Raw genomic sequence first — 24931 nt, 5'->3', positions numbered from 1 at the left:
CCCCCAGACCCCCGCCCACGTCACACCAGGTTCACCGCACGCGCGGACGTCGCGCCGATCTCCACGGCGACCTCCGCCAGGACACCCGCGGGGACCGAGTCGTCCACGGTGAGGACCGCAAGGGCCTCCCCGCCGACCGCCGCGCGGGCGACCTGCATGCCGGCGATGTTGATCCCGGCTTCGCCGAAGATGCGCCCGACGGTGCCGACGACACCCGGACGGTCCTCGTACCGCAGCACGACCATGTGGTCGGCGAGCGCGAGGTCCACGTCGTACTCACCGACGGCGACGATCTTCTGAAGGTGCTTGGGACCGGCCAGTGTGCCGGACACCGAGACCTCCTCGCCGCTGCTGAGCGTGCCGCGCACGGTGACGACGTTGCGGTGGTCGGCCGACTCCGAGCTGGTCGTCAGCCGCACCTCGACGCCACGCTCCTGGGCGAACAGCGGGGCGTTGACGTACGACACGGTCTCGTCGACGACGTCCTCGAAGACACCCTTGAGGGCGGACAGCTCCAGCACCTTCACGTCGTGCTGGGTGATCTCGCCGTAGACCTCGACGTCGAGGCGGACGGCGACCTCACCGGCGAGCGCGGTGAAGATGCGGCCGAGGCGCTCCGCGAGGGGCAGGCCCGGCTTGACGTCCTCGGCGATGACGCCGCCCTGGACGTTCACCGCGTCCGGGACCAGCTCACCGGCGAGGGCGAGGCGCACCGAGCGGGCGACGGCGATACCGGCCTTCTCCTGCGCCTCGTCGGTGGAGGCACCGAGGTGCGGGGTGGCGACGACCTGGTCGAACTCGAACAGCGGGGAGTCCGTGCAGGGCTCCTTGGCGTACACGTCGAGGCCGGCGCCGGCGACCCGGCCCTCCTTCAGCGCCGAGTACAGCGCCTCCTCGTCGACGATGCCGCCACGGGCCGCGTTGACGATGCGCACGCTCGGCTTGACCTTGCGCAGCGCCTCGTCGCCGATCAGGCCGACCGTCTCGGGGGTCTTGGGCAGGTGGACGGTGATGAAGTCGGAGACCTCGAGCAGCTCGTCCAGCGACAGCACCTTGACGCCCATCTGCGCGGCGCGCGCGGGCTGCACGTAGGGGTCGTAGGCGACGACCTTCATGCCGAAGCCGGACATGCGCTGGGCGACGAGCGCGCCGATGCGGCCGAGGCCCACGACGCCGAGGGTCTTCTCGGCCAGCTCCACACCGGTGTACTTGCTCCGCTTCCACTCGCCGTTCTTCAGCGCGGCGTTGGCCTGCGGGATGTGGCGGGCGGTGGCGAGCAGGAGACCGCACGCAAGCTCGGCGGCGGTCACGATGTTGGATGTGGGGGCGTTGACGACCATCACGCCGGCCTTGGTGGCGGCGGAGACGTCGACGTTGTCCAGGCCGACGCCGGCTCGTGCGACGACCTTCAGCTTCTTCGCGGCGGCGATCGCCTCGGCGTCCACCTTGGTGGCGGAGCGGATCAGGATCGCGTCGACAGCGGCGATGGCCGGGAGCAGTTCGGCTCGATCCGCTCCGTTGCAGTGCCGGATCTCGAAGTCCGGGCCGAGTGCGTCCACGGTCGCGGGCGACAGCTCTTCAGCGATGAGTACGACAGGTTTCGAGCTCACGTGAGTCCTCACAAGTCCAAAGCGTGCGGACGGCCGTCCCGACGGCCGCAGGCGGAGGAAGGCTAGCCGCGTGGAAGACGCACGACGCTGTGGGCCTGACGCGTATTAGTGCAGCAGTGTAGTGGCGCGGCGAGGAGCGTCTTGCGCCTCTGCGGAAGGATCACCCGTCCGTGGCTGGACGGGTTGGACAACACCATGACACACGGCGTTACCCCGGGTTAACCCGAGAGGGCCGGAGCGATTCGCTCCGGCCCCCGGTGTGAGGCTTACGCCTCCTCGTCGACCCAGCTCATCAGCTTGCGCAGCTGCTTGCCGGTGGTCTCCAGCAGGTGCTCGGAGTCGGCCGTCTTGTACTCGTTGTACTTCTTCAGACCGCCGTGGTACTCGTCCATCCAGTTCTGGGCGAAGGTGCCGTCCTGGATCTCGGCGAGGACCTGCTTCATCTCGGCCTTGGTGGCGTCCGTGATGATGCGCGGACCGGTGATGTAGTCGCCCCACTCGGCGGTCTCGGAGACCGACCAGCGCATCTTCTCCAGGCCGCCCTCGTACATGAGGTCCACGATCAGCTTCAGCTCGTGGAGGCACTCGAAGTAGGCGATCTCCGGCTGGTAGCCGGCCTCGACCAGGGTCTCGAAGCCCGCCTTGACCAGCGCCGAGGTGCCACCGCACAGCACGGCCTGCTCACCGAACAGGTCGGTCTCGGTCTCCTCGGTGAAGGTGGTCTTGATGACACCGGCGCGGGTGCCGCCGATGGCCTTGGCGTACGACAGGGCCAGCGCGAAGGCGTTGCCGGTGGCGTCCTGCTCGACGGCCGCGATGGCGGGGACGCCGCGGCCCTCCTCGTACTGGCGGCGGACCAGGTGGCCCGGACCCTTCGGGGCGACCAGGGCGACGTCCACGCCGGCCGGGGCCTTGATGAAGCCGAAGCGGACGTTGAAGCCGTGGGCGAAGAACAGCGCGTCGCCGTCCTTCAGGTTCGGGGCGATGGACTCCTCGTAGACCTGGGCCTGGATCGGGTCCGGGATCAGGATCATGATGAGGTCGGCCTCGGCGGAGGCCTCCGCCGGGCTCACCACGCGCAGGCCCTGCTCCTCGGCCTTGGCCTTGGACTTGGAGCCCTCGTGCAGACCGACCCGCACGTCGACACCGGAGTCGCGCAGCGACAGCGCGTGGGCGTGGCCCTGGCTGCCGTAGCCGATGACCGCGACCTTGCGGCCCTGGATGATGGACAGGTCGGCGTCAGCGTCGTAGAACAGCTCGGCCACTTTGGGTTCTCTCCTTGGTGTGCAGGTGTTGCGTCCCACCGTATGACGGCGGGCGGAAGGGAAGTTTCGGGGTCTCGGTATACGGGCGGCCGGTGCCGGCCGGCCGCCCGGTTCCGTCGTTACGCCGACCGGTCGAGTGCGCGCAGCGACCGGTCCGTGATCGAACGGGAGCCGCGGCCGATCGCGATCGTGCCGGACTGGACCAGCTCCTTGATGCCGTACGGTTCCAGCATCTTGAGCATGGCGGTGAGCTTGTCGCTGCCGCCGGTGGCCTCGATGGTGACGGCCTCCGGGGAGACGTCCACGGTCTTGGCGCGGAACAGCTGGACGATCTCGACGATCTGGGAGCGCGTCTCGTTGTCGGCACGCACCTTCACCAGAACGAGTTCGCGCTGAACGGCCGATCCGGGCTCCAGCTCGACGATCTTCAGCACGTTGACGAGCTTGTTGAGCTGCTTGGTGACCTGCTCGAGCGGCAGTTCCTCGATCACGTTCACCACGATGGTGATGCGCGAGATCTCGGGGTGCTCGGTGACGCCGACCGCGAGCGAGTCGATGTTGAAGCCGCGGCGGGAGAACAGGGCGGCGATCCGGGCGAGGATGCCGGGCGTGTTCTCCACCAGGACGGAGAGCGTGTGCTTGGACATGTCTCTTGGGTCTTCCTCGCTCAGTCGTCTTCGTTGTCGCCGAAGTCGGGGCGGACGTCCCGTGCGGCCATGATCTCGTCGTTGGAGGTGCCGGCGGCGACCATCGGCCACACCATCGCGTCCTCGTGGACGATGAAGTCCACGACGACGGGGCGGTCGTTGATGGAGTTCGCCTCTTCGATGACCTTGTCCAGGTCGGCCGGGTCCTCGCAGCGGATCGCGTAGCAGCCCATGGCCTCCGACAGCTTCACGAAGTCGGGGACGCGGGTGCCGGCGCTCGGCTGCTTGCCGTCCGCCTCCGGGCCGCTGTGCAGCACGGTGTTGGAGTAGCGCTGGTTGTAGAAGAGGGTCTGCCACTGGCGGACCATCCCGAGAGCGCCGTTGTTGATGATGGCGACCTTGATCGGGATGTTGTTCAGGGCGCAGGTGGTCAGTTCCTGATTGGTCATCTGGAAGCAGCCGTCGCCGTCGATCGCCCAGACGGTCTTCGAGGGGACGCCCGCCTTGGCGCCCATCGCGGCCGGGACCGCGTAGCCCATCGTGCCGGCGCCGCCGGAGTTCAGCCAGGTGGCGGGCTTCTCGTACTGGATGAAGTGCGCGGCCCACATCTGGTGCTGGCCGACGCCCGCCGCGAACACCGTGCCCTCGGGCGCGAGCTGCCCGATGCGCTCGATGACCTGCTGCGGGGAGAGCGAGCCGTCCGCGGGCTGGTCGTAGCCCAGCGGGTAGGTCTCCCGCCAGCGGCTGAGGTCCTTCCACCAGGCGGTGTAGTCGCCCGGTCCGCTCTCGGTGTGCTCCTTCTGCACGGCCTGGATCAGGTCGGCGAGGACCTCGCGGGCGTCGCCCACGATCGGCACGTCGGCGGCACGGTTCTTGCCGATCTCGGCCGGGTCGACGTCCGCGTGGACGATCTTGGCGTACGGCGCGAAGCTGTCGAGCTTCCCGGTGACGCGGTCGTCGAAGCGGGCGCCGAGGGCGACGATCAGGTCGGCCTTCTGGAGTCCGGTGACGGCGGCCACCGAGCCGTGCATGCCGGGCATGCCCAGGTGCAGCGGGTGGGTGTCGGGGAACGCGCCCAGCGCCATCAGGGTGGTGGTGACGGGTGCGCCGGTCAGCTCGGCGAGGACCTTCAGCTCGGCGGTCGCCTGGGCCTTGAGGACGCCGCCGCCGACGTAGAGGATCGGCCGCTTGGCGGCGGTGATCAGCTTGGCGGCCTCGCGGATCTGCTTGGCGTGCGGCTTGGTCACCGGACGGTAGCCGGGCAGGTCCATGGTGGGCGGCCAGGAGAAGGTCGTCCGCGCCTGGAGGGCGTCCTTGGCGATGTCGACCAGGACCGGGCCGGGGCGGCCGGTGGAGGCGATGTGGAAGGCCTGCGCGATGACGCGCGGGATGTCCTCGGCCTTGGTGACCAGGAAGTTGTGCTTGGTGATCGGCATGGTGATGCCGACGATGTCCGCCTCCTGGAAGGCGTCCGTGCCGATCGCCTTGGAGGCGACCTGTCCGGTGATCGCGACCAGCGGCACCGAGTCCATGTGGGCGTCGGCGATCGGGGTGACCAGGTTGGTGGCGCCGGGGCCGGAGGTGGCCATGCAGACGCCGACCTTGCCGGTGGCCTGCGCGTAGCCGGTGGCGGCGTGGCCCGCGCCCTGCTCGTGGCGGACCAGGATGTGACGGACCCTCGTGGAGTCCATCAGCGGGTCGTAGGCGGGAAGGATCGCACCGCCGGGAATGCCGAATACCGTGTCGGCGCCGACCTCCTCGAGAGAACGGATGAGGGACTGCGCACCCGTCACGTGCTCGACGGACGCGGAGTGCTGTCCTCCGGATCGGGGCCGCGGCTGCGGGTGATGGGCCCCGGTGGCCTGCTCGGTCATCGGCATTCTCTTCTCGATGCTGAGGGTTTTTTGCGAGGTTTGTGCGGTGTTCGACTACTGGACTACAGGTACTGGTGCAACAAAAAACCCCTCGTGCCAAAAGGCAAGCGAGGGGAGCGCGCCGGTGTGGTCGCTGGGGATTCCGGATCGTCCTCCGGTGCGTCCCAGCTCAGCCGACGCGCTGTCCAAGTACGAGAATTCGGGTGCGCATGGCATTGACCCTCCCCCCGGCACGCACCGACTGTCAAGTGGGTGGGACGGGGGTCTCATTATGTGAGCGGAGAGCCGTTCCACCACCGAGGTTTCCGCCTCCCAGGACGGCCGGGACACCCGCGGTGTACACCCCCGCGCCGCCCCCGGCGAACGCGGGCTCGGCGGGCCCGTGCGGCACCGGGCAGCTGCCGCGGCCGAGCGCCCGGCGGAGCCGGTACTCGTCGAGCGGGCCGGCGAACGCCATGCCCTGCCCGTGCGTGCAGCCCATCGCGCGCAGGGCGACGACCTGCTCGGGAAGGTCCACACCCTCGGCCACGGACTGGAGCCCGAGATCCCCGGCGATCCGCAGCAGCCCACTGGTGATCTTGTGCAGCCGGGCGGACTCCACGACCCCCTCGACCAGCCCGCGGTCGAGTTTCAGTACGTCGACGGGGAGCCTGCGCAGAGCCGTTATGGCCACGCCGCCGCCGAATCCGTCCAGCGCGATCCGGACACCCAGGCGCCTCAGTGCGGCGAGCCGGCGCTCCAGGTCGTCCAGGGACACCCCGGCATCGATGTCGGACAGCTCTATCACCAGTGACCCGGACGGCAGGCCGTGGCGGGTCAGCAGGGCCTCCACGGAGCCCAGCGGCAGCGACCGGTCCAGCAGGCGCCGGGCGCCCAGCTGGACCACCACAGGCACGTTCAGCCCGCTCGCGGCCCGGTCGGCGGCCTGCTCGGCGGCCTGCTCCAGCACCCAGCGGCCCAGCTCCGCGGTCCGGTCGCCCTCGTCCGCCACCCGGAGGAACTCGGCGGGGGTGAACAGCACGCCCTGGGAGGACCGCCACCGGGGTTGCGCGGCGACCGACGAGATCCGGCCGTCGTCCAGCCGCACCACGGGCTGGTGCAGCAGCGCGAACTCCCCGTCGTGCAGGGCGGCCCGCAACCGCGTCGCCAGTTCGGCCTTGCGTACGACGTCCTGCTGCATCTGCGGCCTGTACAGCTCGACCCGGCCCTTGCCGCCCGCCTTGGCCCGGTACATCGCGAGGTCGGCGTTGCGCAGCAGCTCTCCGGCGCCGAGCCCCGCCTCGGCGAAGGCCACGCCGATGGAGGCGGCGACCCGCACCTCGTTGCCGTCGATCAGATAGGGCTGGGAGAGCGTGAGCCGCAGCCGGTCGGCCAGCTCCAGTATGTGACCCTCGCGGGCGCCGCGGTCGCGGGTGCCGTCGCCGACGATCAGGGCGGCGAACTCGTCACCGCCGAGCCGGGCGGCGGTGTCCCCCTGCCGGACGGCGTCCTGAAGCCTGCGGGCGGCCTGGATGAGGAGCTCGTCACCGGCCTGGTGGCCGATGGTGTCGTTGACCGCCTTGAAGCCGTCGAGGTCGATGAAGAGGACCGCGGTGTTGCGCAGGGCGGCGCCCCGGTCGGAGCTGCGGCGGCCGGAGAGCGCCTGCTGCACGCGCCGGGTGAACAGGGCGCGGTTGGGCAGGTCGGTGAGCGGATCGTGCTCGGCGTTGTGCTGGAGCTGCGCCTGGAGGCGGACCCGCTCGGTCACGTCGCGGCTGTTGAAGATCAGGCCGCCGTGGTGCCGGTTGACGGTGGACTCGACGTTGAGCCAGCCCCCGTCGCCGGAGCGGAAGCGGCACTCGATGCGCGTGGTGGGCTCCTCCTGGGGGACGGCCGCGAGGAAGCGGCGCACCTCGTGCACCACGCACCCCAGGTCCTCCGGGTGGATCAGGTCGGCCAGTTCGGTGCCCACCAGCTCCTCGGCGGTCCGTCCGTAGACACCGGCGGCGGCCGGGGAGACGTAGCGCAGGACGCCGCTGGGGGCGGCGATCATGATGACGTCGCTGGAGCCCTGCACCAGGGACCGGAAGTGGTTCTCCTTCTGGGCCAGTTCCTGGGTCAGGGTGATGTTGTCGAGCAGCATGATGCCCTGGCGCACCACGAGGGCCAGCACGACGGCGCCGCCGGTGAGGAGGACGACGCGGTCGACACTGCGGCCGTTGAGGACGTTGTAGAGGATCCCCAGGGTGCACACCGCGGCGGCGAGATAGGGCGTGAGGGCGGCGAGGGAGCCGGTGATGGGTCGGGTGGCCGGATAGCGGGTCGGGTCGGCTCCCGGCACGGGCGTCCGCGCGGGCTGCCGGGGCGGCCGGCTGCGGATGCGCCGTCCGGGCAGATGCTCGTGCACCACGCGCGTGTGCCCCTCGCCGCCCGCCCTGCTGCGGTGCCGGCCTGCGGCCCAGGGGGCGTAGGCGAGGAGCAGGGAGCCCGCGAACCAGCCGGCGTCGAGGAGCTGGCCGGAGCGGTAGCTGTTGTGCAGCAGCGGTGAGGTGAACAGGGCGTCGCACATCACGGTCAGCGCCAGGGCGCTGACGGCGGTGTTGACCGCCGTGCGGTTGACGGGCGAGCGCCGGAAGTGCAGTACCAGCACCATGCTGACCAGGGCGATGTCCAGCAGCGGATAGGCAAGCGTGAGCGCCGCGGTCGCCACGCTCGGCCCGTCGAGTTCCGCGGCCTGGGCGAGCGCCAGGCTCCAGGCGAGGGTGAGCAGCGAGCCGGCGATCAGCCAGGCGTCGAGCGCGAGGCAGATCCAGCCGGCCTTGGTCACGGGCCGGGCGGCGAGCACCAGCAGCCCCACGATCGCGGGTGGCGCGAAGCAGAGGAAGAAGAGGTCGGCGAGGCTGGGGCTGGGCACGGGCCGCTCCAGGACGACCTCGTACCACCCCCAGATCATGTTGCCGAGGGCCGCCATCGCCGACGAGAAGGAGAACAGCAGCCAGGCGGGGCGCAGGCGGACGCGGCGGGTGCGCGCGTAGAGGAAGCAGGACACGGAGGCGGCGCCCGCGGCCGCGGAGAGCCCGAAGTCCCCCATGATGAGGGCGACATGGTCGGAACCCCAGCCGAGCGCGGAACCGACGGCGTATCCCGCGCACACCAGGGCCAGGAGGAGTTGGTGGACCGTGTTCGATCCGGGGCCGCCGAAGAACGGCGACTTGGTCGGCGGCGGGCCCGCCGGGGCCGGGGCCTGTGCCCGCAGCGCTCCGTCGAGGAGGGTCGTGGAGGTCGGCGGCGAACTCACCGGATCCTCCAGATCCGTGCCGCTCCGGCGTCCCGCACGCCCCGGTGCGCCGGGTGCGCGTGACTGCGGCGGCCGCCGTGCCTGCGGTGGTCACGGCCGGTCTGCCGGCTTCCGTGACCGGCGGGGCCATCGCTTCCGCGCCTGGCCGTGCAACAGGGCCGTCGGCGGCGGCTCCGCCGCGTCGGGTCGTTCGTCCATAGGCCGTGCATCGCCCGTCGCCCCCCTCACAGTCTGAGATGTCCATCCCCGGCGCCGAACGGTGCACGGCGCAGCCCCTGTCGGGACGATACACCAGTCTCGTCACTCAGGGACATAGCTTCTCTACGCTCAGTGACGACCAGCGACTATGCCCGTACGGCCCGCGTCCGGAGGACTGCGGAGGGTACCCGAACCGGATCACACGCGTGCCGTGGCCGTCATGCCTCGTCGGTGGTGCCCGTCGTAAGGATCACGTTGCGCAGGGGCTCCCGGTTCACGAATCGTCCCAACTGATCTGTCAGCAGGCGCTTGGCGCGTGGCAGGAAGGCGGACGTGGGCCCGCCGACGTGCGGGCTGATCAGCACGCCCGGCGCCTGCCACAACGGGTGTTCCCGCGGCAGGGGTTCGGGATCGGTGACGTCCAGGGCGGCGGTGAGCCGGCCGCTCTCCAGCTCCGCGAGCAGGGCCTTGGTGTCGACGACCCCGCCGCGTGCGACGTTGACCAGCAGTGCGCCGTCCTTCATCCGGGCGAGGAAGCCGGCGTTCACCAGTCCCCGGGTGGTCTCGTTCAGGGGCGTGGAGAGGATGACGACGTCGGCCTCGGGCAGCAGCGCGGGCAGTTCGGTGAGTGGGTGCACGGGACCGCGCGCCGTAGTGCGTGCGGAGCGCGCGACGCGCGCCACCCGCGCGAGCTCGAACGGCACGAGCCGGTCCTCGATCGCCGAGCCGATCGCGCCGTACCCGACGATGAGGACGTTCTTGTCGGCGAGCGCGGGGTGGAACTCGCTCTGCCAGTGGCCCTGTTGCTGGGCGCGGACGAACTTCGGGATGCCGCGCAGGGAGGCCAGTGTGAGGGTGAGCGCCAGCTCGGCGGTGCTCGCCTCGTGCACCCCGCGCGCGTTGCACAACCGCACGCCCGGCGGGAGGTCGGCCAGGCGCGCGGTGACGTCGTCGACGCCCGCGGTGAGGGTCTGGACGACGCGGACGTTGCGCATCTCCGCCAGCGGGCGCACCTTCACGGGCTGCCGCTTCATGTAGGGGACGACGTAGAAGACGCAGTCGGCGGGATCACCCGGAAACTCCTGTTCTCCGGTGGGGCCGCCGTCCCAGAACAGGGGGTTGAGCCCCTCGGGGAGCCCTTCGATCTCGTCCGGCGGGATGGGAAGCCACAGGTCAGCAGTCATGGTCAGGAGGCTATGTCAGGCACGCGCGCGTGCAGAGGTTAGGTTGGTGGACCGGGCGAGGGAGGGTCACGAGCAGGTGGAGCGCAGGACGATCGGCGCGGCGGCGCTCGCGGTGGGGGCCGTCGGACTCGGGTGCATGCCGATGAGTTGGGGGTACAGCGGGTCGCGGCAGCGGGGCGACGAGTCGCTGAGGGCCCTGCACCGGGCGCTGGATCTGGGGGTCTCCCTGCTGGACACCGCCGACATGTACGGCCCGTTCACCAACGAGCTGTTGCTGGGGCGGGTGTTGAAGGAGCGGCGCGGGGACGCGTTCGTGTCGACGAAGGTCGGGCTGCTGGTCGGCGAGCAGCACATCGTGGCCAACGGCCGCCCCGGCTATGTGAGAAGGGCCTGTGACGCTTCCCTCCGGCGGCTCCAGACGGACGTCATCGACCTCTACCAGCTGCACCGCGCGGACCCCGAGGTCCCGGTGGAGGAGACGTGGGGCGCGATGGCCGAGCTGGTGCGGGCGGGCAAGGTGCGGGCGTTGGGTCTGTGCGCGGTGGGGGCGCGGGGCGGGCGCCGTGCGGGCGGGCGGCTGTACGACGCGACGATCCGGCAGCTGCGCCGGGTGCAGCAGGTGTTCCCGGTGAGCGCGGTGGAGGCGGAGCTGTCGGTGTGGTCTCCGGAGGCGCTGGACGCGCTGCTGCCGTGGTGCGAGGCCCGCGGTATCGGATTTCTGGCGGCCATGCCTTTGGGGAATGGTTTCCTCACCGGCACGCTGACCCCGGGCGAGGGCTTCGAACCCGATGACATGCGGGCCCGGCACCCCCGTTTCACCGCCGAGATGATGGCCGCGAACCAGCCGATCGTCGCCGGTCTGCGCCGGGTGGCCGCCCGGCACGGCGAGGGCGTGACGGCCGCGCAGGTGGCGCTGGCCTGGGTGCTGGCACAGGGGCGGCACGTGGTGCCGGTGCCGGGGGCCAAACAGGAGCGGTGGGTGGCGCAGAACGCGGGGTCGGCCGGGCTTCGGCTGACCGGGCGGGACCTGACCGAGGTGGCGGAGCTGCCGTCGGCCCAGGGGTCGTGGGACTGAGGCCACCGGGCGGACCGGGAAGCCGGGACCTCGGCGGAATCGGGTTCCGGAGATCGGGAACTCGGGAGGCGCGAGCGGTGTATGACAAGGAGAACGTGCCGCTGGACCGCCGCGTCGAAGGGACCAAGATCGTGCAACGTCGCGCAGTGACGGCCGTACTGGCCGCGAGTGTGCTCCTGCTGACGGCAGGCTGCTCCTCGGACGACGGAGGGTCCCCGGGCGCCGCCCCGAGCCCGTCCCCCAGCCCCACGGCGGCGGGCTCGTCCGCGTCGCCGGCCGAGGAGACCCCGCCCGCGAAGGGCACGGTCAAGGTCGTGCGCACCGTCGCCGAGGGTCTCAACACCCCATGGGGCCTCGTGCCGCTTCCGGAGGGCGGCCTGCTCGTCGCCTCGCGCGACGAGGGGACGATCACCCTGGTCGACGAGGAGAGCGGCAAGAAGACCGAGCTGGGCGAGGTGCCGGGTGTCTCGGCGGCCGGCGAGGGCGGCCTGCTCGGCATCGCCCTCTCCCCTGACTACGCCTCGGACCACATGGTCTACGCCTACTTCACCTCGGCGTCCGACAACCGCGTCGTCCGCATGCTGTACGACGCCGGGCGGCCCCTCGGCGAACAGCTGGGCGCGCCGGACACCGTGTTCCGGGGCATCCCCAAGGGCATGATCCACAACGGTGGGCGGATCGCCTTCGGCCCCGACGGATTGCTGTACGTGGGCACCGGCGAGAGCGGGCAGGAGGGTCTGTCCCAGGACAAGGAGTCCCTCGGCGGCAAGATCCTGCGGCTGACCCCGGAGGGCGAGCCGGCCCCGGGCAACCCGTTCCCCGACTCCCCGGTGTACTCGTACGGCCACCGCAATGTGCAGGGCCTCGCCTGGGACGCGAAGCAGCGCCTGTTCGCCGCCGAGTTCGGCCAGAACACCTGGGACGAGCTGAACGCGATCGTGCCCGGCGGCAACTACGGCTGGCCGGAGGCCGAGGGTGCGTCCGACGACGCGAAGTACCGCGATCCGCTGGCCCAGTGGGGCACCGACGAGGCCTCGCCCAGCGGTATCGCCTACGCCGAGGGCTCGATATGGATGGCGGGGCTGCGGGGGCAGCGCCTGTGGCGCGTCCCGCTGAAGGGCACGGCGGCGTCGGCCGACTCGCAGGCGTTCCTGGAGGGCGACCACGGCCGGCTGCGCACCGTGGTCGCGGCGGGCGGCGGCAAGCTGTGGGTGACGACCAGCAACACGGACGGCCGGGGTGCGCCGAAGGAGGGCGACGACCGGATCCTGGAGCTGGAGGTGAGCTGAGGGCCTCCCGCGAGCGGGGCCCGGCTGTCAGCCGCGGGGCTCCTCGGGCGGGGCCGGATCGGGTGGACGGACGACGACGACCGTGCCGGACGCGAGGTCTATCGGCCCGTGGCCGGGGTCGGCGTCGCCGACGTCCTCCCTCGTCAGCTCCAGGCGGTTCTGCTCGTCGCGGGTGTGCTTGCGGCCGGGTGCGAACAGTTCGTCGAACATGTTGAACACGGCGCCTCCCCTGCCGGTTCCTGCCAGCGTACGCCTCACCCCGCGGGCGGCACCTGGAGAGCTTCGGCCGGGAACAGCCTCAGCCGGTGGGCCACCGCCGCCGCCTCGCCCCGTCCGGAGACACCGAGCTTGGCCAGGATGTTGGAGACGTGGACGCTCGCCGTCTTCGGCGAGATGAAGAGGGCCTCGGCTATCTGGCGGTTGGTGCGGCCGGCCGAGACCAGACGCAGGACGTCGCGCTCCCGGCCGGTGAGGCCGAGCGCCTCGACGGGGTCGGTGGCGGCCGGGGCCCGGCGGGGACCGGGCGTCAGAGACAGCCGGGCCCGCTGGGCGAGCCGGGCGACCGCGTCACCGAGGGGTCGGGCCCCGAGGTGGGCGGCGACGGCGTGGGCGAGACGGAGCAGCACTGCGGCGCGGTCGCGTTCGTCGTCGCCGCCCTCCGCGAGCAGGGCCTCGGCCAGCCGGTACCGGGTGCGGGCGAGGTCGTAGGGGCGCTCCGTCGTCTCGAGGGCGGTGACCGCCTCGGCCCAGTCCTCGGGTCCGCCGCGGCCCTCGGCGCGCAGCAGCTCGGCGCGCAGCCAGAGGTCGTGGGCCTGCCAGACGGGGACGACGGCGACGATCTTCTTGGCGGCTTCCCGGATGCGTTCGAGGAGTTCGGCGCGGCCCGGGTCGGCGGCGGCCAGGGCGCGGGCGTCGCCCTCGACGGCGGCCCCGGTGAGGAGCAGCGGCCAGGCGTAGCGCTGGGCGCCGGGCGGGAAGCCCCGGTCGAGGGCGCGTGCGAGGTGGGCGCGGGCGTCCGGGAGGCGGCCCTCGCCGGCGGCGAGGGCGACGGCGAGCCGGGTGAGGGGCAGGTCGTGCTGGGGCGCGCGGTCCTGGGAGCCGAAATATCCGCGCGCCGCGGCCAGTTGGCGGCCGCACTCGGCGAGGTCGCCGCGGGCCAGGGCGAGTTCGCCGCACAGGGCGGCGTGGCCGCCCCGGATGCCCACGCCCTGGCCGATGCGTCCGGCGGCGGCGCAGGCCCGGTCGGCCTCGTCCCAGCGGCCCAGCGACAGCAGGGATTCGGCGAGGTTGCCCCAGACCCAGGCCTCCGTCTCGGACAGTCCGTGCCGTCGCGCGTAGGCGATGCCCTCCTCCATGATCGGCAGGGCCTCGCGGGAGCGGCCGACCGCTTCGAGTTCGGAGGGCAGGTTGACGTAGGCGTTCAGCGCGACGGACGGGATGTTCTCCGTGAGGGCCTGGTCCTTGACCTCGTACAACTCGGTGAGGCCTGGCTCGACATGGCCGGCGTCGACCATGAGGACGCCGAGGATCTGGCGGGCGTCGAGTTCGATCTCGCGGACGCCGACCATGCGGGCGTACTCCACGGCGTGCTCGGCGGCGGCGTAGGCGTCGGGTCCGGGGGCGTGCAGCATGGACCAGTTGGCGACGTGGGTGAGCACTTCGGCGTGCACCTCGCTGGGCGGCAGGCCGCGCACCAGGTCCTGCGCGGTGGTCAGCTCCTCCCGGCCGCTGCCGCGGCCCAGCGAGCGCACCAGCCGGGAGCGCTGCACCCAGAACCAGGCCCTGCGCAGTGGGTCGTCCTCGTCCTCCAGAAGGCGCAGCGCCCGCTTGGTGATCTTCAGGGCACGTTCGCGTTCGCCGCACAGACGGCCTGCCACGGCGGCCTCGGCCATGAGGTCGAGGTAGCGCAGCGGCGTCGTGTCGGGGTCGCAGCCGCAGGCGGGGTAGGCCTCGGCGTAGTCGAGGGGACGCAGCCGGTTCCGTACGTCCTCGGGGGCGGCGTCCCAGAGTTCCATCGCGCGTTCCAGGAGCCGTAGTTGCTCGCTGTAGGCGTGCCGGGAGCGGGCGGTGACGGAGGCGTCGAGGACGGCGGGGAGGGCCTTGGCCGGGTCGTGGGCGTGGTACCAGTAGCTGGCCAGGCGGGTGACGCGCTCGTCGGCGGGGACGAGTGTCGGGTCGGCCTCCAGGGCCTCGGCGTAGCGGCGGTTGAGGCGGGAGCGTTCGCCGGGCAGCAGGTCGTCGCCGACGGCCTCGCGGACCAGGGAGTGGCGGAAGCGGTAGCCGTCGCCGGCGGGGGTGGCGAGCAGGATGTTGGCGCCCACGGCGGCGCGCAGGGCCTCGATGAGGTCGTCCTCGGCGAGCCGGGCCACGGCCGCGAGCAGCCGGTACTCGACGGTGGAGCCGCCCTCGGCGACGATCCGGGCGACCTTCTGGGCGCTCTCCGGCAGTGCCTCGACCCGGACGAGCAGCAGATCGCGCAGGGTGTCCGTGAGGCCGGTGCAGCAGCCCTCGTGGGCGGCGACGGCCAGTTCCTCGACGAAGAAGGCGTTGCCGTCGGAGCGTTCGAAGATGTCGTCGACCTGGGCGGGGTCGGGTTCGGCGGCGAGGATGCCGGCGATCTGGCGGCCGACCTCGTCGCGGGTGAGGCGGGCGAGTTCGAGGCGGCGGACGGTGCGCAGCCGGTCGAGTTCGGCGAGCAGGGGGCGCAGCGGGTGGCGGCGGTGGATGTCGTCGGCGCGGTAGGTGGCGAGGACGACGAGGCGGCCGGTGCGCAGGGTACGCAGCAGGTAGGAGAGGAGGTGCCGGGTGGAGGCGTCGGACCAGTGCAGGTCCTCCAGGGCCACCACGACGGTGCGGTCGGCGGCGACGCGTTCCAGGAGGCGGGCGGTGAGTTCGAAGAGGCGGGCCATGCTCTCCTCGTCGTGCCGCCCTCCGCTCGTCTCCCCCAGCTCGGGCAGCAGCCGGGCGAGTTCCTCCTCCTGGCCGGCCGCGGCGGCGGCCAGGTCGTCCGGCAGAGCCCGGCGCAGGGCGCGCAGCGCGGTGGAGAACGGGGCGAAGGGCAGCCCGTCGGCCCCGATCTCGACACAGCCGCCGAGCGCGACGACGGCTCCCCGGCGGTCGGCCGCGGTGGCGAACTCCTCGACGAGCCGCGTCTTGCCGACGCCGGCCTCCCCGCCGATCAGCAACGCCTGCGGCTCGCCCGCGGCGGCGCGGGCGAGCGCGTCGTTCAGAGTGGCCAACTCGTCGGCGCGGCCGACGAAGACGGGGCTGACGGACCTGTTCTCCACGGGGGCGAGCATGGCACGGAGGTGCGACGGCAGCCCAGTTGTTATCGGTGGCCCGGCGGCTGTCGCCGGCAGGCGGGTTGTCATCGGTGGCGTGGCCGGCGTCGGTGCCCCGGCGGCTGTCGCCGGTGCGGGCGTGGCAGGGCGGCCGACCCCCGTGCGGCCGCCCTGCCGTGCCCCGGCGTTCACGCGGTCCGGGCGGACCGCAGCCGGCGGGGGCGGTGGGTATGCGGTTCACTCTCGGGGGTCTCGGCGCGGGCTGCCCGCTCGGCCTCCCGGCGGGCGGCACGGCGGCCGCGGAGGGCCTCGCGGGCCAGCCGCTCGTCCGCGGCGCGGCGGAGGAGTTCGGCGGAGCGGGCCTGGTGGATCTCGTACTCGTACATGGTGGACGTCCCCTGAAGGTCGGTGGATCCGGCGCCGCTCGGTGCGACGCTCTCGATGCCTCAACCTTCGTCTCCCAGGGGGGTCGGCCACATCGGGAGAGTTCCGCATCTTCGGGGCCGGGTGGGGCCTTAGACGCGTGAGAGGGGCCTCAGGACGGCCGTAAGGTGCTTACGGCCGTCCTAAGACCCCTCGTGAACCGCGGCGGCTCAACCGGCGGACGGCAGTCCGAGCAGGGCGTCGGTGTACTTGAGGACGGCCAGGAGCAGGCCGATCACGCCGAGCGTGACCCCCGCCCAGGCGACGGACTTGATCCAGGGCGCCTGCACCCTGCCGGGGGCGCCGAAGGCGGGCCGGGCCAGCACCACGACGCCGGTGACGAGCGCGGCCAGCGCGAACAGGCCGGCCCACAGGGCGGTGGCCTGCCAGGCGTCGCCGTAGACGGCCTGGATCTGGTTGGCGACGCTCGCGGTCGACGAGGTCTCCAGCTGGCCGACCAGGGTCTCGCGCGCGGAGGCGACGGTCCCGACCCAGCCGCCGCTGAGCGACACCAGGCCGAGCGCGGCGGAGACGACGGCTCCGGCGCCCAGGCCGACACCGGCCGGGCGGCGCTCCTCGACGACGTCGATGCCGTCGACGATCTCACCGTCCCCGTCGAGGTCACTGTCCTCCACGCCGTCGGTGTCCTCGGAGGCCGGCGTCACCTCGTCCTTCGCGTCCTTCTTGGTGACGTCCAGCGTCTCCTCGTCGCGCTTCGCCTCGGCGGCCTCTGCGCCCGTTTCGGCGCCGGCCTCGTCAACAGTCTTGGTTCCCATGTCTCGCACCGTACGGACGCTCTCTGAGAGGTTTCTTAATGATCGCTGTGAGCGACACGCGCGCGTGCGGCTCGCCACTCGGGGGCCAGCACGGACCACACTTCCAGGTCGTGCCGCACCCCACGATAGGGGTAGGCCTCGCGCCGTACGCCGTCGCGGGTGAACCCGAGCCGCCGGGCGACATTGAGGCTGGGCACGTTGCCCGCGGAGGCGACCCACTCGACGCGGTGGATCCCGCGCCGCTCGACGGCGTGGTCGATGAGCACCCGCATCGCGCGCGTGACGAGGCCGCGCCCGGTTCCTGCGGGCTCCAGCCAGCAGCCGACCTCACAGTTGGCCTGCTCGGCGTCGAAGTTCAGGAAGAGCACACCGCCGACCAGTTCGCCGTCCAGCCAGATGCCGTGCAGCGAGCCGGTGTCGGCGGCCCGCATGTCGGCGTACCGCTGGAGCACCTCGCGGGCGCCGGGCACGTCGGTGGCCTTGGCGGCGAACGGGATGTACTGGTTGATGAACTCCCGGCCGCGCTCCAGGTGCGTCAGGAACTCCTCGGCGTGCCAGGGCTCCAGGGGGCGCAGTTCCGCTCCGTCACCCAGCGATATCGCGTACATCCGGCTGCCGCTCCTTCTCCAGTTCCGCCACGACCTCGGTGAGCCTCTCATGGGCGGCCCGGCACTCGGGAGGCTCGATGCTGATCCTCGGCAGACGCCGGTCGAGCCAGCGGGGCAGCCACCAGTTGGCGCCGCCGAGCAGGTGCATCAGCGCGGGCACGAGGAGGGTGCGCAGGACGAACGCGTCGAGGGCGACGGCCGCGGCCAGCGCGATGCCGAACATGGCGATCACGCGGTCGCCGCTGAGGACGAAGGCGAGGAAGACGGAGATCATGATGATCGCCGCGGAGTTGATCACCCGGCTGGTCTCGGCGAGCCCGACGCGCACGGCCCGCCGGTTGTCGCCGGTCTCCAGCCACTCCTCGTACATCCGGCTGACCAGGAAGACCTGGTAGTCCATGGAGAGCCCGAAGAGGACCGAGACCATGATCACGGGGAGGAAGGGTTCGATCGGCCCGGCCCTGCCCAGGCCCAGCGGTTCGCTTCCCCAGCCCCACTGGAAGACCGCGACGACGACCCCGAACGCGGCGGCGACGGCGGCCACGTTCATCACGGCGGCCTTGATCGGTATGCCGACGGACCGGAAGGCGAGCAGGAGCAGCAGACAGCCGAGGCCGACGACGACGCCGACGAACAGGGGCAGCTTGCCGACGATGACCTCGGCGAAGTCGTCGTGACCGGCCGTCACCCCGCCCACCTGTACGTCGAGCGAGGTGCCGGCCTCGGCCCGCGGCAGCACCTCGGTGCGCAGCAGGTCGACGAGGTCGCTGGTCCGCCGCGACTGCGGCGAGGACTCCGGTACGACGGTGAGGTGCGCGGTGTCCCCGCCCGCGCCGTAGGTCACCGGGGTCACGGCGGCCACACCCTCGGTGGCGCGCAAGGTGGCGTCGAGACTGTCCAGGGCGAGCCGGTCCTGGGCGCCGTCGACGCGGGTGACCAGGGTCAGCGGGCCGTTGACGCCGGGGCCGAAGCCTGCGGCGAGGAGGTCGTAGGCCTGGCGGGTGGTGGCCGTCTCGGGGCGGTTGCCCTGGTCGGAGGTGCCGAGGCGGAGGGAGAGCGTGGGCACGGCGAGGCCGGCGATCACGACGAGGGCGAGCGCGCCGAGCAGCTTGGGATGGCGCTCGACGAACACCGACCAGCGGGCGGCGAAGCCGGTCGGCAGCTCAGGCTCGGGCCCGTGCTCGGCGAGGCGGCGCCGTTCGCGGCGGCTGAGGGCGCGCGGGCCGATGAAGGACAGCAGGGCGGGCAGCAGCGTGACGGAGGCGGCGACCGTCAGCACGACGGTCAGGGAGGCGGCGATCGCCACGCCGTTGAGGAAGTCCAGCCGCAGGATCAGCATGCCGAGCAGCGCGATGCACACGGTGGCGCCCGCGAAGACGACCGCCCGGCCGGTGGTGGCGACGGCGTTCTCGGCGGCCTCGGCGACCGGCAGGCCGCGTTTCAGGCCGCGCCGGTGCCGGGTGACGATGAACAGCGCGTAGTCGATGCCGACGCCGAGCCCGACGAGCATGCCCAGCATGGGCGCGAAGTCGGCGACGGTCATCGCGTGCCCGAGCAGCACGATCCCGGCGTAGGCGGTGCCGACGCCGACCAGGGCGGTGGCGATGGGCAGCAGTGACGCGGCGAGCGAGCCGAAGGCGAGGAACAGCACGACGGCGGCTACGGCCACGCCGACGACCTCGGCGAGGTGCCCGCCGGAGGACTCGGTGAGCGCGATGGCGCTGCCGCCCAGTTCCACCCGGAGCCCGTCGGTCCGCACCGCCCCGGCGGTGTCGACGACGGCCTTCGCCTCGCCCCGGTCGATGTTCTCGGCGCTGTCCTCGAAGGTGACGGTGGCGTACGCCGTGTGCCCGTCGGCGCTGATCTGCGCGGCGCCCTGGTCGTCGTAGGGGCCGGCCACGGAGGCGACGCCCGGGAGGTCGGCGATCCTCGCCAGGGTGCGGGTCATGGTCTGCTCGACGGCGGCGGCGCGGACGGTGCCCGGGTCGGTGTGCCAGACCACGGTGTCGCTGTCGCCGCCGAGGCCGGGGAAGCCCTCCGCGAGCAGCCGGGTGGCCCGGCCGGACTCGGTGCCGGGGACGTCGTAGTCATTGGAGTACGAGGAGCCCGCGATCACCGCGGCGGTGCCCGTCCCGCCGAGGGCGAGGAGCCAGAGCAGGACCGCGACGAGGCGGTGCCGGACACACCACTGTGCAAGGGCTGCCACGAAACGTGCTCCCGAAGACGGTGAAGACCATGTGGGGATCTTTGATCGGGAACAGCCGTACATGAACTGAACAGCCCGCAAAGAACGCATGAGTAACGCGAGGCCACTCTTGCAGGCATAGGTGATCGTTTGACGGGTTCGTGGGCTTCTTCACAGGAGTGGGAGACAGATCACAGGACAAGGTCGATGCCTCTGTCAGGAGTTCGCCGTCCGGTGCGGCCGGTCTCCGGCTTCCGTCAGTCCGACTGGTCGCCGACCGCCATCACCATCACCCCGGCGATCAGCAGCCACAGCGCGCGCCGGGTACGGCCGCGGGAGCCCAGCAGCGCGGCGAGCGCGCACACGGCGGCGCCCAGGGCATAGGCCGCGGGCACGAGGGCGGGGGCGGGGCCGGCCAGGCGCAGGAGGGCCGCGGCGAGCCCGGCGAGGGTGAGCAGGGCGCCGGTCCCGGCCGCGGTCCAGCGGGCCCGCCGGGCGTCCTCACCGGCGTACTCGTCGTCTGCGTCTTCGGAGTCGGGGCGGGGTATGACGTCCGTGACCTCCGTGACGTCCGTGACGTGCGCCTCGATCGCGTCGGTCCGTATGCCGTCCTGGGTGTCGGAGTCGGTACGTCCACTCATGGCGGGCGAGCGTAGCGCCTCGGCCCCGGAGACCGAGAAGGGGGATGCACCGAGGCCGGTGCATCCCCCAGGGGTCGGGCGCGGGCTCAGCCCTCGCTGACGCCCAGCTTCTCCAGGATCAGTTCCTTGACGCGGGCCGCGTCCGCCTGACCGCGGGTGGCCTTCATGACCGCCCCGACCAGGGCACCGGCCGCGGCGACCTTGCCGCCGCGGATCTTGTCGGCGATGCCCGGGTTGCCGGCGATGGCCTCGTCGACCGCCGTGCCGAGCGCCGAGTCGTCGGAGACGACCTTCAGCCCGCGCTTGTCGACGACCTCGTCGGGGGTGCCCTCGCCCGCGAGGACGCCCTCGATGACCTGACGGGCCAGCTTGTCGTTCAGGTCGCCCTTGCTCACCAGCTCGGCGACGCGGGCGACCTGCTCGGGCGTGATGGCCAGCTCGTCCAGCGTCCTGCCGGACTCGTTGGCGCTGCGCGCCAGTTCGCCCATCCACCACTTGCGGGCGGAGGCGGCGTCGGCACCGGCGTCGATCGTGCTGACGATCAGCTCCAGCGCACCGGCGTTGAGGATCGCCTGCATGTCGGTGGCCGAGATGCCCCAGTCCGCCACCAGGCGGTTGCGGCGGGCCAGCGGCAGTTCGGGCAGCGAGACGCGGATCTCCTCGACCCACTGACGGGTGGGGGCCACCGGCACCAGGTCCGGCTCCGGGAAGTACCGGTAGTCCTCGGCCTCCTCCTTCACGCGGCCCGAGGTCGTCGACCCGGTGTCCTCGTGGAAGTGGCGGGTCTCCTGGATGATCGTCCCGCCGCTGTTCAGTACGGCGGCGTGCCGCTGGATCTCGAAGCGGGCCGCGCGCTCCACGGACCGCAGGGAGTTGACGTTCTTCGTCTCCGAACGGGTGCCGAACTTCTCACGGCCGTGCGGGCGCAGCGACAGGTTCACGTCGCAGCGCATCTGGCCCATCTCCATGCGGGCCTCGGAGACGCCGAGCGCCTTGATGACCTCGCGCAGCTCACGGACGTACGCCTTCGCGACCTCGGGGGCACGCTCCCCCGCTCCCTCGATCGGCTTGGTGACGATCTCGATGAGCGGGATGCCGGCGCGGTTGTAGTCCAGCAGGGAGTGGGACGCGCCGTGGATACGGCCGGTCGCGCCGCCCACGTGGGTCGACTTGCCGGTGTCCTCCTCCATGTGGGCGCGCTCGATCTCCACGCGGAAGGTCTCGCCGTCCTCCAGCTGTACGTCGAGGTAGCCGTTGAAGGCGATCGGCTCGTCGTACTGGGAGGTCTGGAAGTTCTTCGGCATGTCCGGATAGAAGTAGTTCTTCCGGGCGAACCGGCACCACTCGGCGATCTCGCAGTTCAGCGCGAGGCCGATCTTGATGGCGGACTCGACGCCGGTCGCGTTGACGACCGGGAGCGCGCCGGGCAGGCCGAGGCAGACCGGGCAGGTCTGCGAGTTGGGCTCGGCACCCAGCTCGGTCGAGCAGCCGCAGAACATCTTGGTCTTGGTGCCGAGTTCGACATGGACCTCCAGGCCCATGACGGGGTCGTACGACGCCAGGGCGTCCTCGTACGACACCAGGTCGATCGTGGTGGTCACGGTGAAACTTCCCTCTCAGCCCAGCAGGACGTCGTCGTCGCCCAGCCGCTTCAGCTCGCGGTAGAGGATGGCGAGGCCGGTGGCGATGGCGGCGGCGGACACGGCGGCGTCGATCAGGCGGAGCGTGTCGCTCTCGGTGCGGGCCAGTTTGGCCTGCTTGGCGACACTGACCGCGCCGAACGCGGTGGTGGCCATGGACAGGTACAGGCCGGACTTGGACTTCTTGAAGCCCTTGGCCTTGGACAGTGCCTTACTCACAGCGACGGAGCCTCCTCGAGCAGCGGGTGCCCCCACCTTTCCACGAAGGCGGCCTCGACGGCGGCCCCGACCTTGTACAGCCTGTCGTCCTTCAGCGCCGGGGCGATGATCTGGAGGCCCACCGGGAGGTTGTCCTCCGGGGCGAGACCGCAGGGCAGCGACATGGCCGCGTTGCCCGCCAGGTTGGTCGGGATGGTGCACAGGTCGGCCAGGTACATCGCCATCGGGTCGTCGGCGCGCTCGCCGATCGGGAAGGCGGTGGTGGGCGTGGTCGGCGAGACGATCACGTCGACCTGCTCGAAGGCCTTCTCGAAGTCGCGCGTGATGAGCGTGCGGACCTTCTGGGCGCTGCCGTAGTAGGCGTCGTAGTAGCCGCTCGACAGGGCGTACGTGCCGAGCATGATGCGGCGCTTGACCTCGGGGCCGAAGCCCGCCTCACGGGTGAGGGAGGTGACCTCCTCGGCCGAGTGCGTGCCGTCGTCACCGGTACGGACGCCGTAGCGCAGGCCGTCGAAGCGGGCGAGGTTGGAGGAACACTCGGAGGGCGCGATCAGGTAGTACGCCGACAGCGCCAGGTCGAAGGACGGGCAGTCCAGCTCGACGATCTCGGCGCCCAGTTCCTTCAGCAGCGTGACGGACTCGTCGAACCGCTGGATGACACCGGCCTGGTAGCCCTCGCCGCGGAACTGCTTGACGACACCGACGCGCATGCCGGCGACGCTGCCGTTGCGGGCGGCCTCGACGACCGGCGGGACCGGGGCGTCGATGGACGTCGAGTCGAGCGGGTCGTGCCCGGCGATCACCTCGTGCAGCAGGGCCGCGTCCAGGACCGTACGGGCACAGGGCCCGCCCTGGTCGAGGGAGGAGGAGAAGGCGACCATGCCGTACCGCGACACCGCGCCGTACGTCGGCTTCACGCCGACGGTGCCGGTGACGGCGGCCGGCTGGCGGATGGATCCGCCGGTGTCGGTGCCGATGGCGAGGGGGGCCTGGTAGGAGGCGAGGGCGGCGGAGGAACCGCCGCCGGAGCCGCCGGGGATGCGGGTGAGGTCCCAGGGGTTGCCGGTGGGGCCGTAGGCGCTGTTCTCCGTCGAGGACCCCATGGCGAACTCGTCCATGTTGGTCTTGCCGAGGATCACCACGTCGGCGGCCTTCAGCCGCTTGGTGAGCGTCGCGTCGTACGGCGGGATCCAGCCCTCGAGGATCTTCGAGCCGACGGTCGTCGGGATGCCCTCGGTGGTGAAGATGTCCTTCAGCGCGAGGGGGACGCCGGCCAGCGGGCCGAGCTTCTCGCCGCGGGCCCGCTTCTCGTCGACGGCGCGGGCCTGGGCCAGCGCGCCGGCACGGTCGACGTGCAGGAAGGCGTGCACCTTCTCGTCGACGGCCTCGATACGGGCCAGGTGGGCCTCGGTGACCTCGACGGCCGTGAGGTCACCGGAGGCGATCCTCGCGGCGATCTCGGCCGCGGTGAGCTTGATGCAGTATTCGTTCTTGTTGGCCGTCATTGCGGTTAGTCCTCCCCCAGGATCTGCGGCACCTTGAAACGCTGCTGCTCCTGGGCCGGGGCTCCGGAGAGCGCCTGCACGGGGGTGAGCGACGGACGGACCTCGTCCGCCCGCATGACGTTCGTCAGCGGGAGCGGGTGCGAGGTCGGCGGTACGTCTTGGTCGGCGACTTCGCTGACGCGGGCGACCGCGCCGATGATGTCGTCCAGCTGTCCCGCGAAGTGGTCGAGCTCTTCGGGCTTCAGCTCCAGACGCGCCAGCCGGGCGAGGTGGGCGACCTCCTCGCGCGTAATGCCAGGCATGCAGCGTTCCTCTGGGGTGAGTGTGTGTGGTTCGGGGTCCAATCCTATGGGGCTGGGGCGCGTACCGGTTAAACGGTTCGCTGTGATGCCCTCGTCGTGCCACGCCCCGGACCTTCAGGAGAGTCTGCGGGCTCCCGATGACGGCGTCTGACGGCGACATCGGTCCGGCACCCGGGAGAGCGTCGAAAGATTACCTAGCGGCGCTAGACTCGCTGCTAGACTCAGGGCCATGTCGATCCAGACGCGCCGGGAGCGCGAACGAGCGGAGCGCGAACAGCTGATCGTCAAGGCCGCGCGGGAGCTGGCGGAGGCGGAGGGCTGGGACGCGGTCACCACCCGTCGGCTGGCGGCCGAGATCGAGTACAGCCAGCCGGTCCTCTACAGCCACTTCAAGGGCAAGACCGCGATCATGGCGGCCGTCGCGGTGGAGGGCTGCGCCGAGCTGGCCCGCGAACTGCGGGAGGCCCGGGCGGGAGCGACCGGCACCCGGGAGTCCCTGGCGGCGATCGGCACGGCATACACCGCCTTCGCGCGCCGCCGCCCCGCGCTCTACGACGCCATGTTCACCCACGCGGTCGGGCTCCCCTTCGCCACCCCTGAGGCCCCGCCGGCCCTGCAGGAGGCCTTCGGCGAACTCCTGTCGGCCGTGCACCCGGTGACGGCCCCCGGCGAGGACCCCGGACTCCTGACGGAGACCTACTGGGCCTGCCTCCACGGCCTCACCACCCTGATGCGAAGCGGCCGCCTCCCGGAGCAGGCCCACGACCAGAGACTCCAGCTGCTGATCGACCACTTCGCGGCGGGTGCGGAGGCCGGCTAGGCGAGGACGCCCCGGGCGGTCCGCCCGTCGGAGAGGGCCACGCCTCGATGGGCCGAACGAGCGCGCGGGGGACCCGGGCTCGGCGAGGCCGAGCAACGACGCGAGGACGCCG

Annotated in this window: 20 protein-coding genes; 3 read left to right on the top strand and 17 right to left on the bottom strand. The window is 71.8% G+C overall.

What is annotated here, in order from left to right:
- Positions 1-20 precede the first annotated feature (20 nt).
- From serA to ACFWJX_RS06845, 6 genes are all read right to left on the bottom strand, one after another.
- Positions 21-1610, bottom strand: coding sequence for a phosphoglycerate dehydrogenase (gene serA / locus ACFWJX_RS06870; RefSeq protein ID WP_383237925.1), 1590 nt, complete (start codon positions 1608-1610; stop codon positions 21-23).
- A 266-nt stretch (positions 1611-1876) separates the two neighbouring features.
- Entirely contained in the window at positions 1877-2875 is a 999-nt protein-coding gene (gene ilvC / locus ACFWJX_RS06865; RefSeq protein WP_086771125.1) for a ketol-acid reductoisomerase, read from the bottom strand.
- 119 nt (positions 2876-2994) lie between these two features.
- Positions 2995-3522, bottom strand: coding sequence for an acetolactate synthase small subunit (gene ilvN, locus ACFWJX_RS06860; protein WP_073494430.1), 528 nt, complete (start codon positions 3520-3522; stop codon positions 2995-2997).
- A 20-nt stretch (positions 3523-3542) separates the two neighbouring features.
- Positions 3543-5396: an acetolactate synthase large subunit gene (locus ACFWJX_RS06855; RefSeq protein WP_383237920.1), complete on the bottom strand. Its 1854-nt coding sequence runs from the start codon at positions 5394-5396 to the stop codon at positions 3543-3545.
- A 244-nt stretch (positions 5397-5640) separates the two neighbouring features.
- Positions 5641-8673 carry a putative bifunctional diguanylate cyclase/phosphodiesterase gene (locus ACFWJX_RS06850; protein ID WP_383237918.1) on the bottom strand — a complete coding sequence of 1011 codons (3033 nt, stop codon included), beginning with the start codon at positions 8671-8673 and terminating at the stop codon, positions 5641-5643.
- Positions 8674-9089: 416 nt separating this feature from the next.
- A complete protein-coding gene (locus tag ACFWJX_RS06845; RefSeq protein WP_383237915.1) occupies positions 9090-10055 on the bottom strand; it encodes a 2-hydroxyacid dehydrogenase in 966 nt (321 codons plus the stop codon).
- A 76-nt stretch (positions 10056-10131) separates the two neighbouring features.
- On the opposite strand from ACFWJX_RS06845, the gene ACFWJX_RS06840 reads away from it, so the two are divergent.
- Both ACFWJX_RS06840 and ACFWJX_RS06835 read left to right on the top strand, forming a co-directional pair.
- A complete protein-coding gene (locus tag ACFWJX_RS06840; protein WP_383237912.1) occupies positions 10132-11130 on the top strand; it encodes an aldo/keto reductase in 999 nt (332 codons plus the stop codon).
- A 131-nt stretch (positions 11131-11261) separates the two neighbouring features.
- Positions 11262-12419: a PQQ-dependent sugar dehydrogenase gene (locus ACFWJX_RS06835; protein WP_383238471.1), complete on the top strand. Its 1158-nt coding sequence runs from the start codon at positions 11262-11264 to the stop codon at positions 12417-12419.
- A gap of 27 nt (positions 12420-12446) precedes the next feature.
- Here the strand turns inward: ACFWJX_RS06835 and ACFWJX_RS06830 are convergent, their stop codons facing one another.
- The 11 genes from ACFWJX_RS06830 to gatC form a co-directional block, all read right to left on the bottom strand.
- The gene (locus ACFWJX_RS06830; RefSeq protein WP_383237909.1) at positions 12447-12638 is read right to left on the bottom strand and encodes a DUF6191 domain-containing protein; all 192 of its coding nucleotides are present in this window, start codon (positions 12636-12638) and stop codon (positions 12447-12449) included.
- A gap of 35 nt (positions 12639-12673) precedes the next feature.
- Positions 12674-15718, bottom strand: a complete 3045-nt coding sequence (locus tag ACFWJX_RS06825; RefSeq protein WP_383237906.1) for an AAA family ATPase — start codon at positions 15716-15718, stop codon at positions 12674-12676.
- Positions 15719-15888: 170 nt separating this feature from the next.
- Positions 15889-16086, bottom strand: a complete 198-nt coding sequence (locus ACFWJX_RS06820) for a hypothetical protein (RefSeq protein ID WP_266462737.1) — start codon at positions 16084-16086, stop codon at positions 15889-15891.
- Positions 16087-16293: 207 nt separating this feature from the next.
- Positions 16294-16899: a hypothetical protein gene (locus ACFWJX_RS06815; RefSeq protein WP_383237903.1), complete on the bottom strand. Its 606-nt coding sequence runs from the start codon at positions 16897-16899 to the stop codon at positions 16294-16296.
- A gap of 35 nt (positions 16900-16934) precedes the next feature.
- Positions 16935-17507, bottom strand: coding sequence for a GNAT family N-acetyltransferase (locus ACFWJX_RS06810; RefSeq protein WP_383237900.1), 573 nt, complete (start codon positions 17505-17507; stop codon positions 16935-16937).
- On the bottom strand, positions 17485-19713 hold the full coding sequence (locus tag ACFWJX_RS06805; RefSeq protein WP_383237898.1) for an MMPL family transporter: 2229 nt from the start codon (positions 19711-19713) through the stop codon (positions 17485-17487). Before ACFWJX_RS06805 ends, ACFWJX_RS06810 begins: the two co-directional genes overlap by 23 nt.
- Before the next feature lie 236 nt (positions 19714-19949).
- Positions 19950-20333: a hypothetical protein gene (locus ACFWJX_RS06800; RefSeq protein ID WP_383237895.1), complete on the bottom strand. Its 384-nt coding sequence runs from the start codon at positions 20331-20333 to the stop codon at positions 19950-19952.
- Between the two features lie 86 nt (positions 20334-20419).
- Positions 20420-21934, bottom strand: coding sequence for an Asp-tRNA(Asn)/Glu-tRNA(Gln) amidotransferase subunit GatB (gatB, locus tag ACFWJX_RS06795; RefSeq protein ID WP_383237892.1), 1515 nt, complete (start codon positions 21932-21934; stop codon positions 20420-20422).
- 15 nt (positions 21935-21949) lie between these two features.
- Positions 21950-22192, bottom strand: a complete 243-nt coding sequence (locus ACFWJX_RS06790) for a hypothetical protein (protein WP_086767189.1) — start codon at positions 22190-22192, stop codon at positions 21950-21952.
- Positions 22189-23697 carry an Asp-tRNA(Asn)/Glu-tRNA(Gln) amidotransferase subunit GatA gene (gatA, locus tag ACFWJX_RS06785; protein WP_383237888.1) on the bottom strand — a complete coding sequence of 503 codons (1509 nt, stop codon included), beginning with the start codon at positions 23695-23697 and terminating at the stop codon, positions 22189-22191. Before gatA ends, ACFWJX_RS06790 begins: the two co-directional genes overlap by 4 nt.
- 5 nt (positions 23698-23702) lie before the next feature.
- On the bottom strand, positions 23703-23999 hold the full coding sequence (gene gatC / locus ACFWJX_RS06780) for an Asp-tRNA(Asn)/Glu-tRNA(Gln) amidotransferase subunit GatC (RefSeq protein ID WP_073498632.1): 297 nt from the start codon (positions 23997-23999) through the stop codon (positions 23703-23705).
- Between the two features lie 229 nt (positions 24000-24228).
- Between gatC and ACFWJX_RS06775 the strand changes: the two genes are divergently transcribed.
- On the top strand, positions 24229-24819 hold the full coding sequence (locus ACFWJX_RS06775; RefSeq protein WP_383237885.1) for a TetR/AcrR family transcriptional regulator: 591 nt from the start codon (positions 24229-24231) through the stop codon (positions 24817-24819).
- Positions 24820-24931: the final 112 nt, after the last annotated feature.

It is taken from the genome of Streptomyces sp. NPDC058335, from assembly GCF_042723915.1.
Taxonomy (GTDB): Bacteria; Actinomycetota; Actinomycetes; order Streptomycetales; family Streptomycetaceae; genus Streptomyces.
The sequence above is the reverse complement of the archived record's forward strand: the minus strand, read 5'-3'. Positions and strand labels throughout refer to the sequence as shown.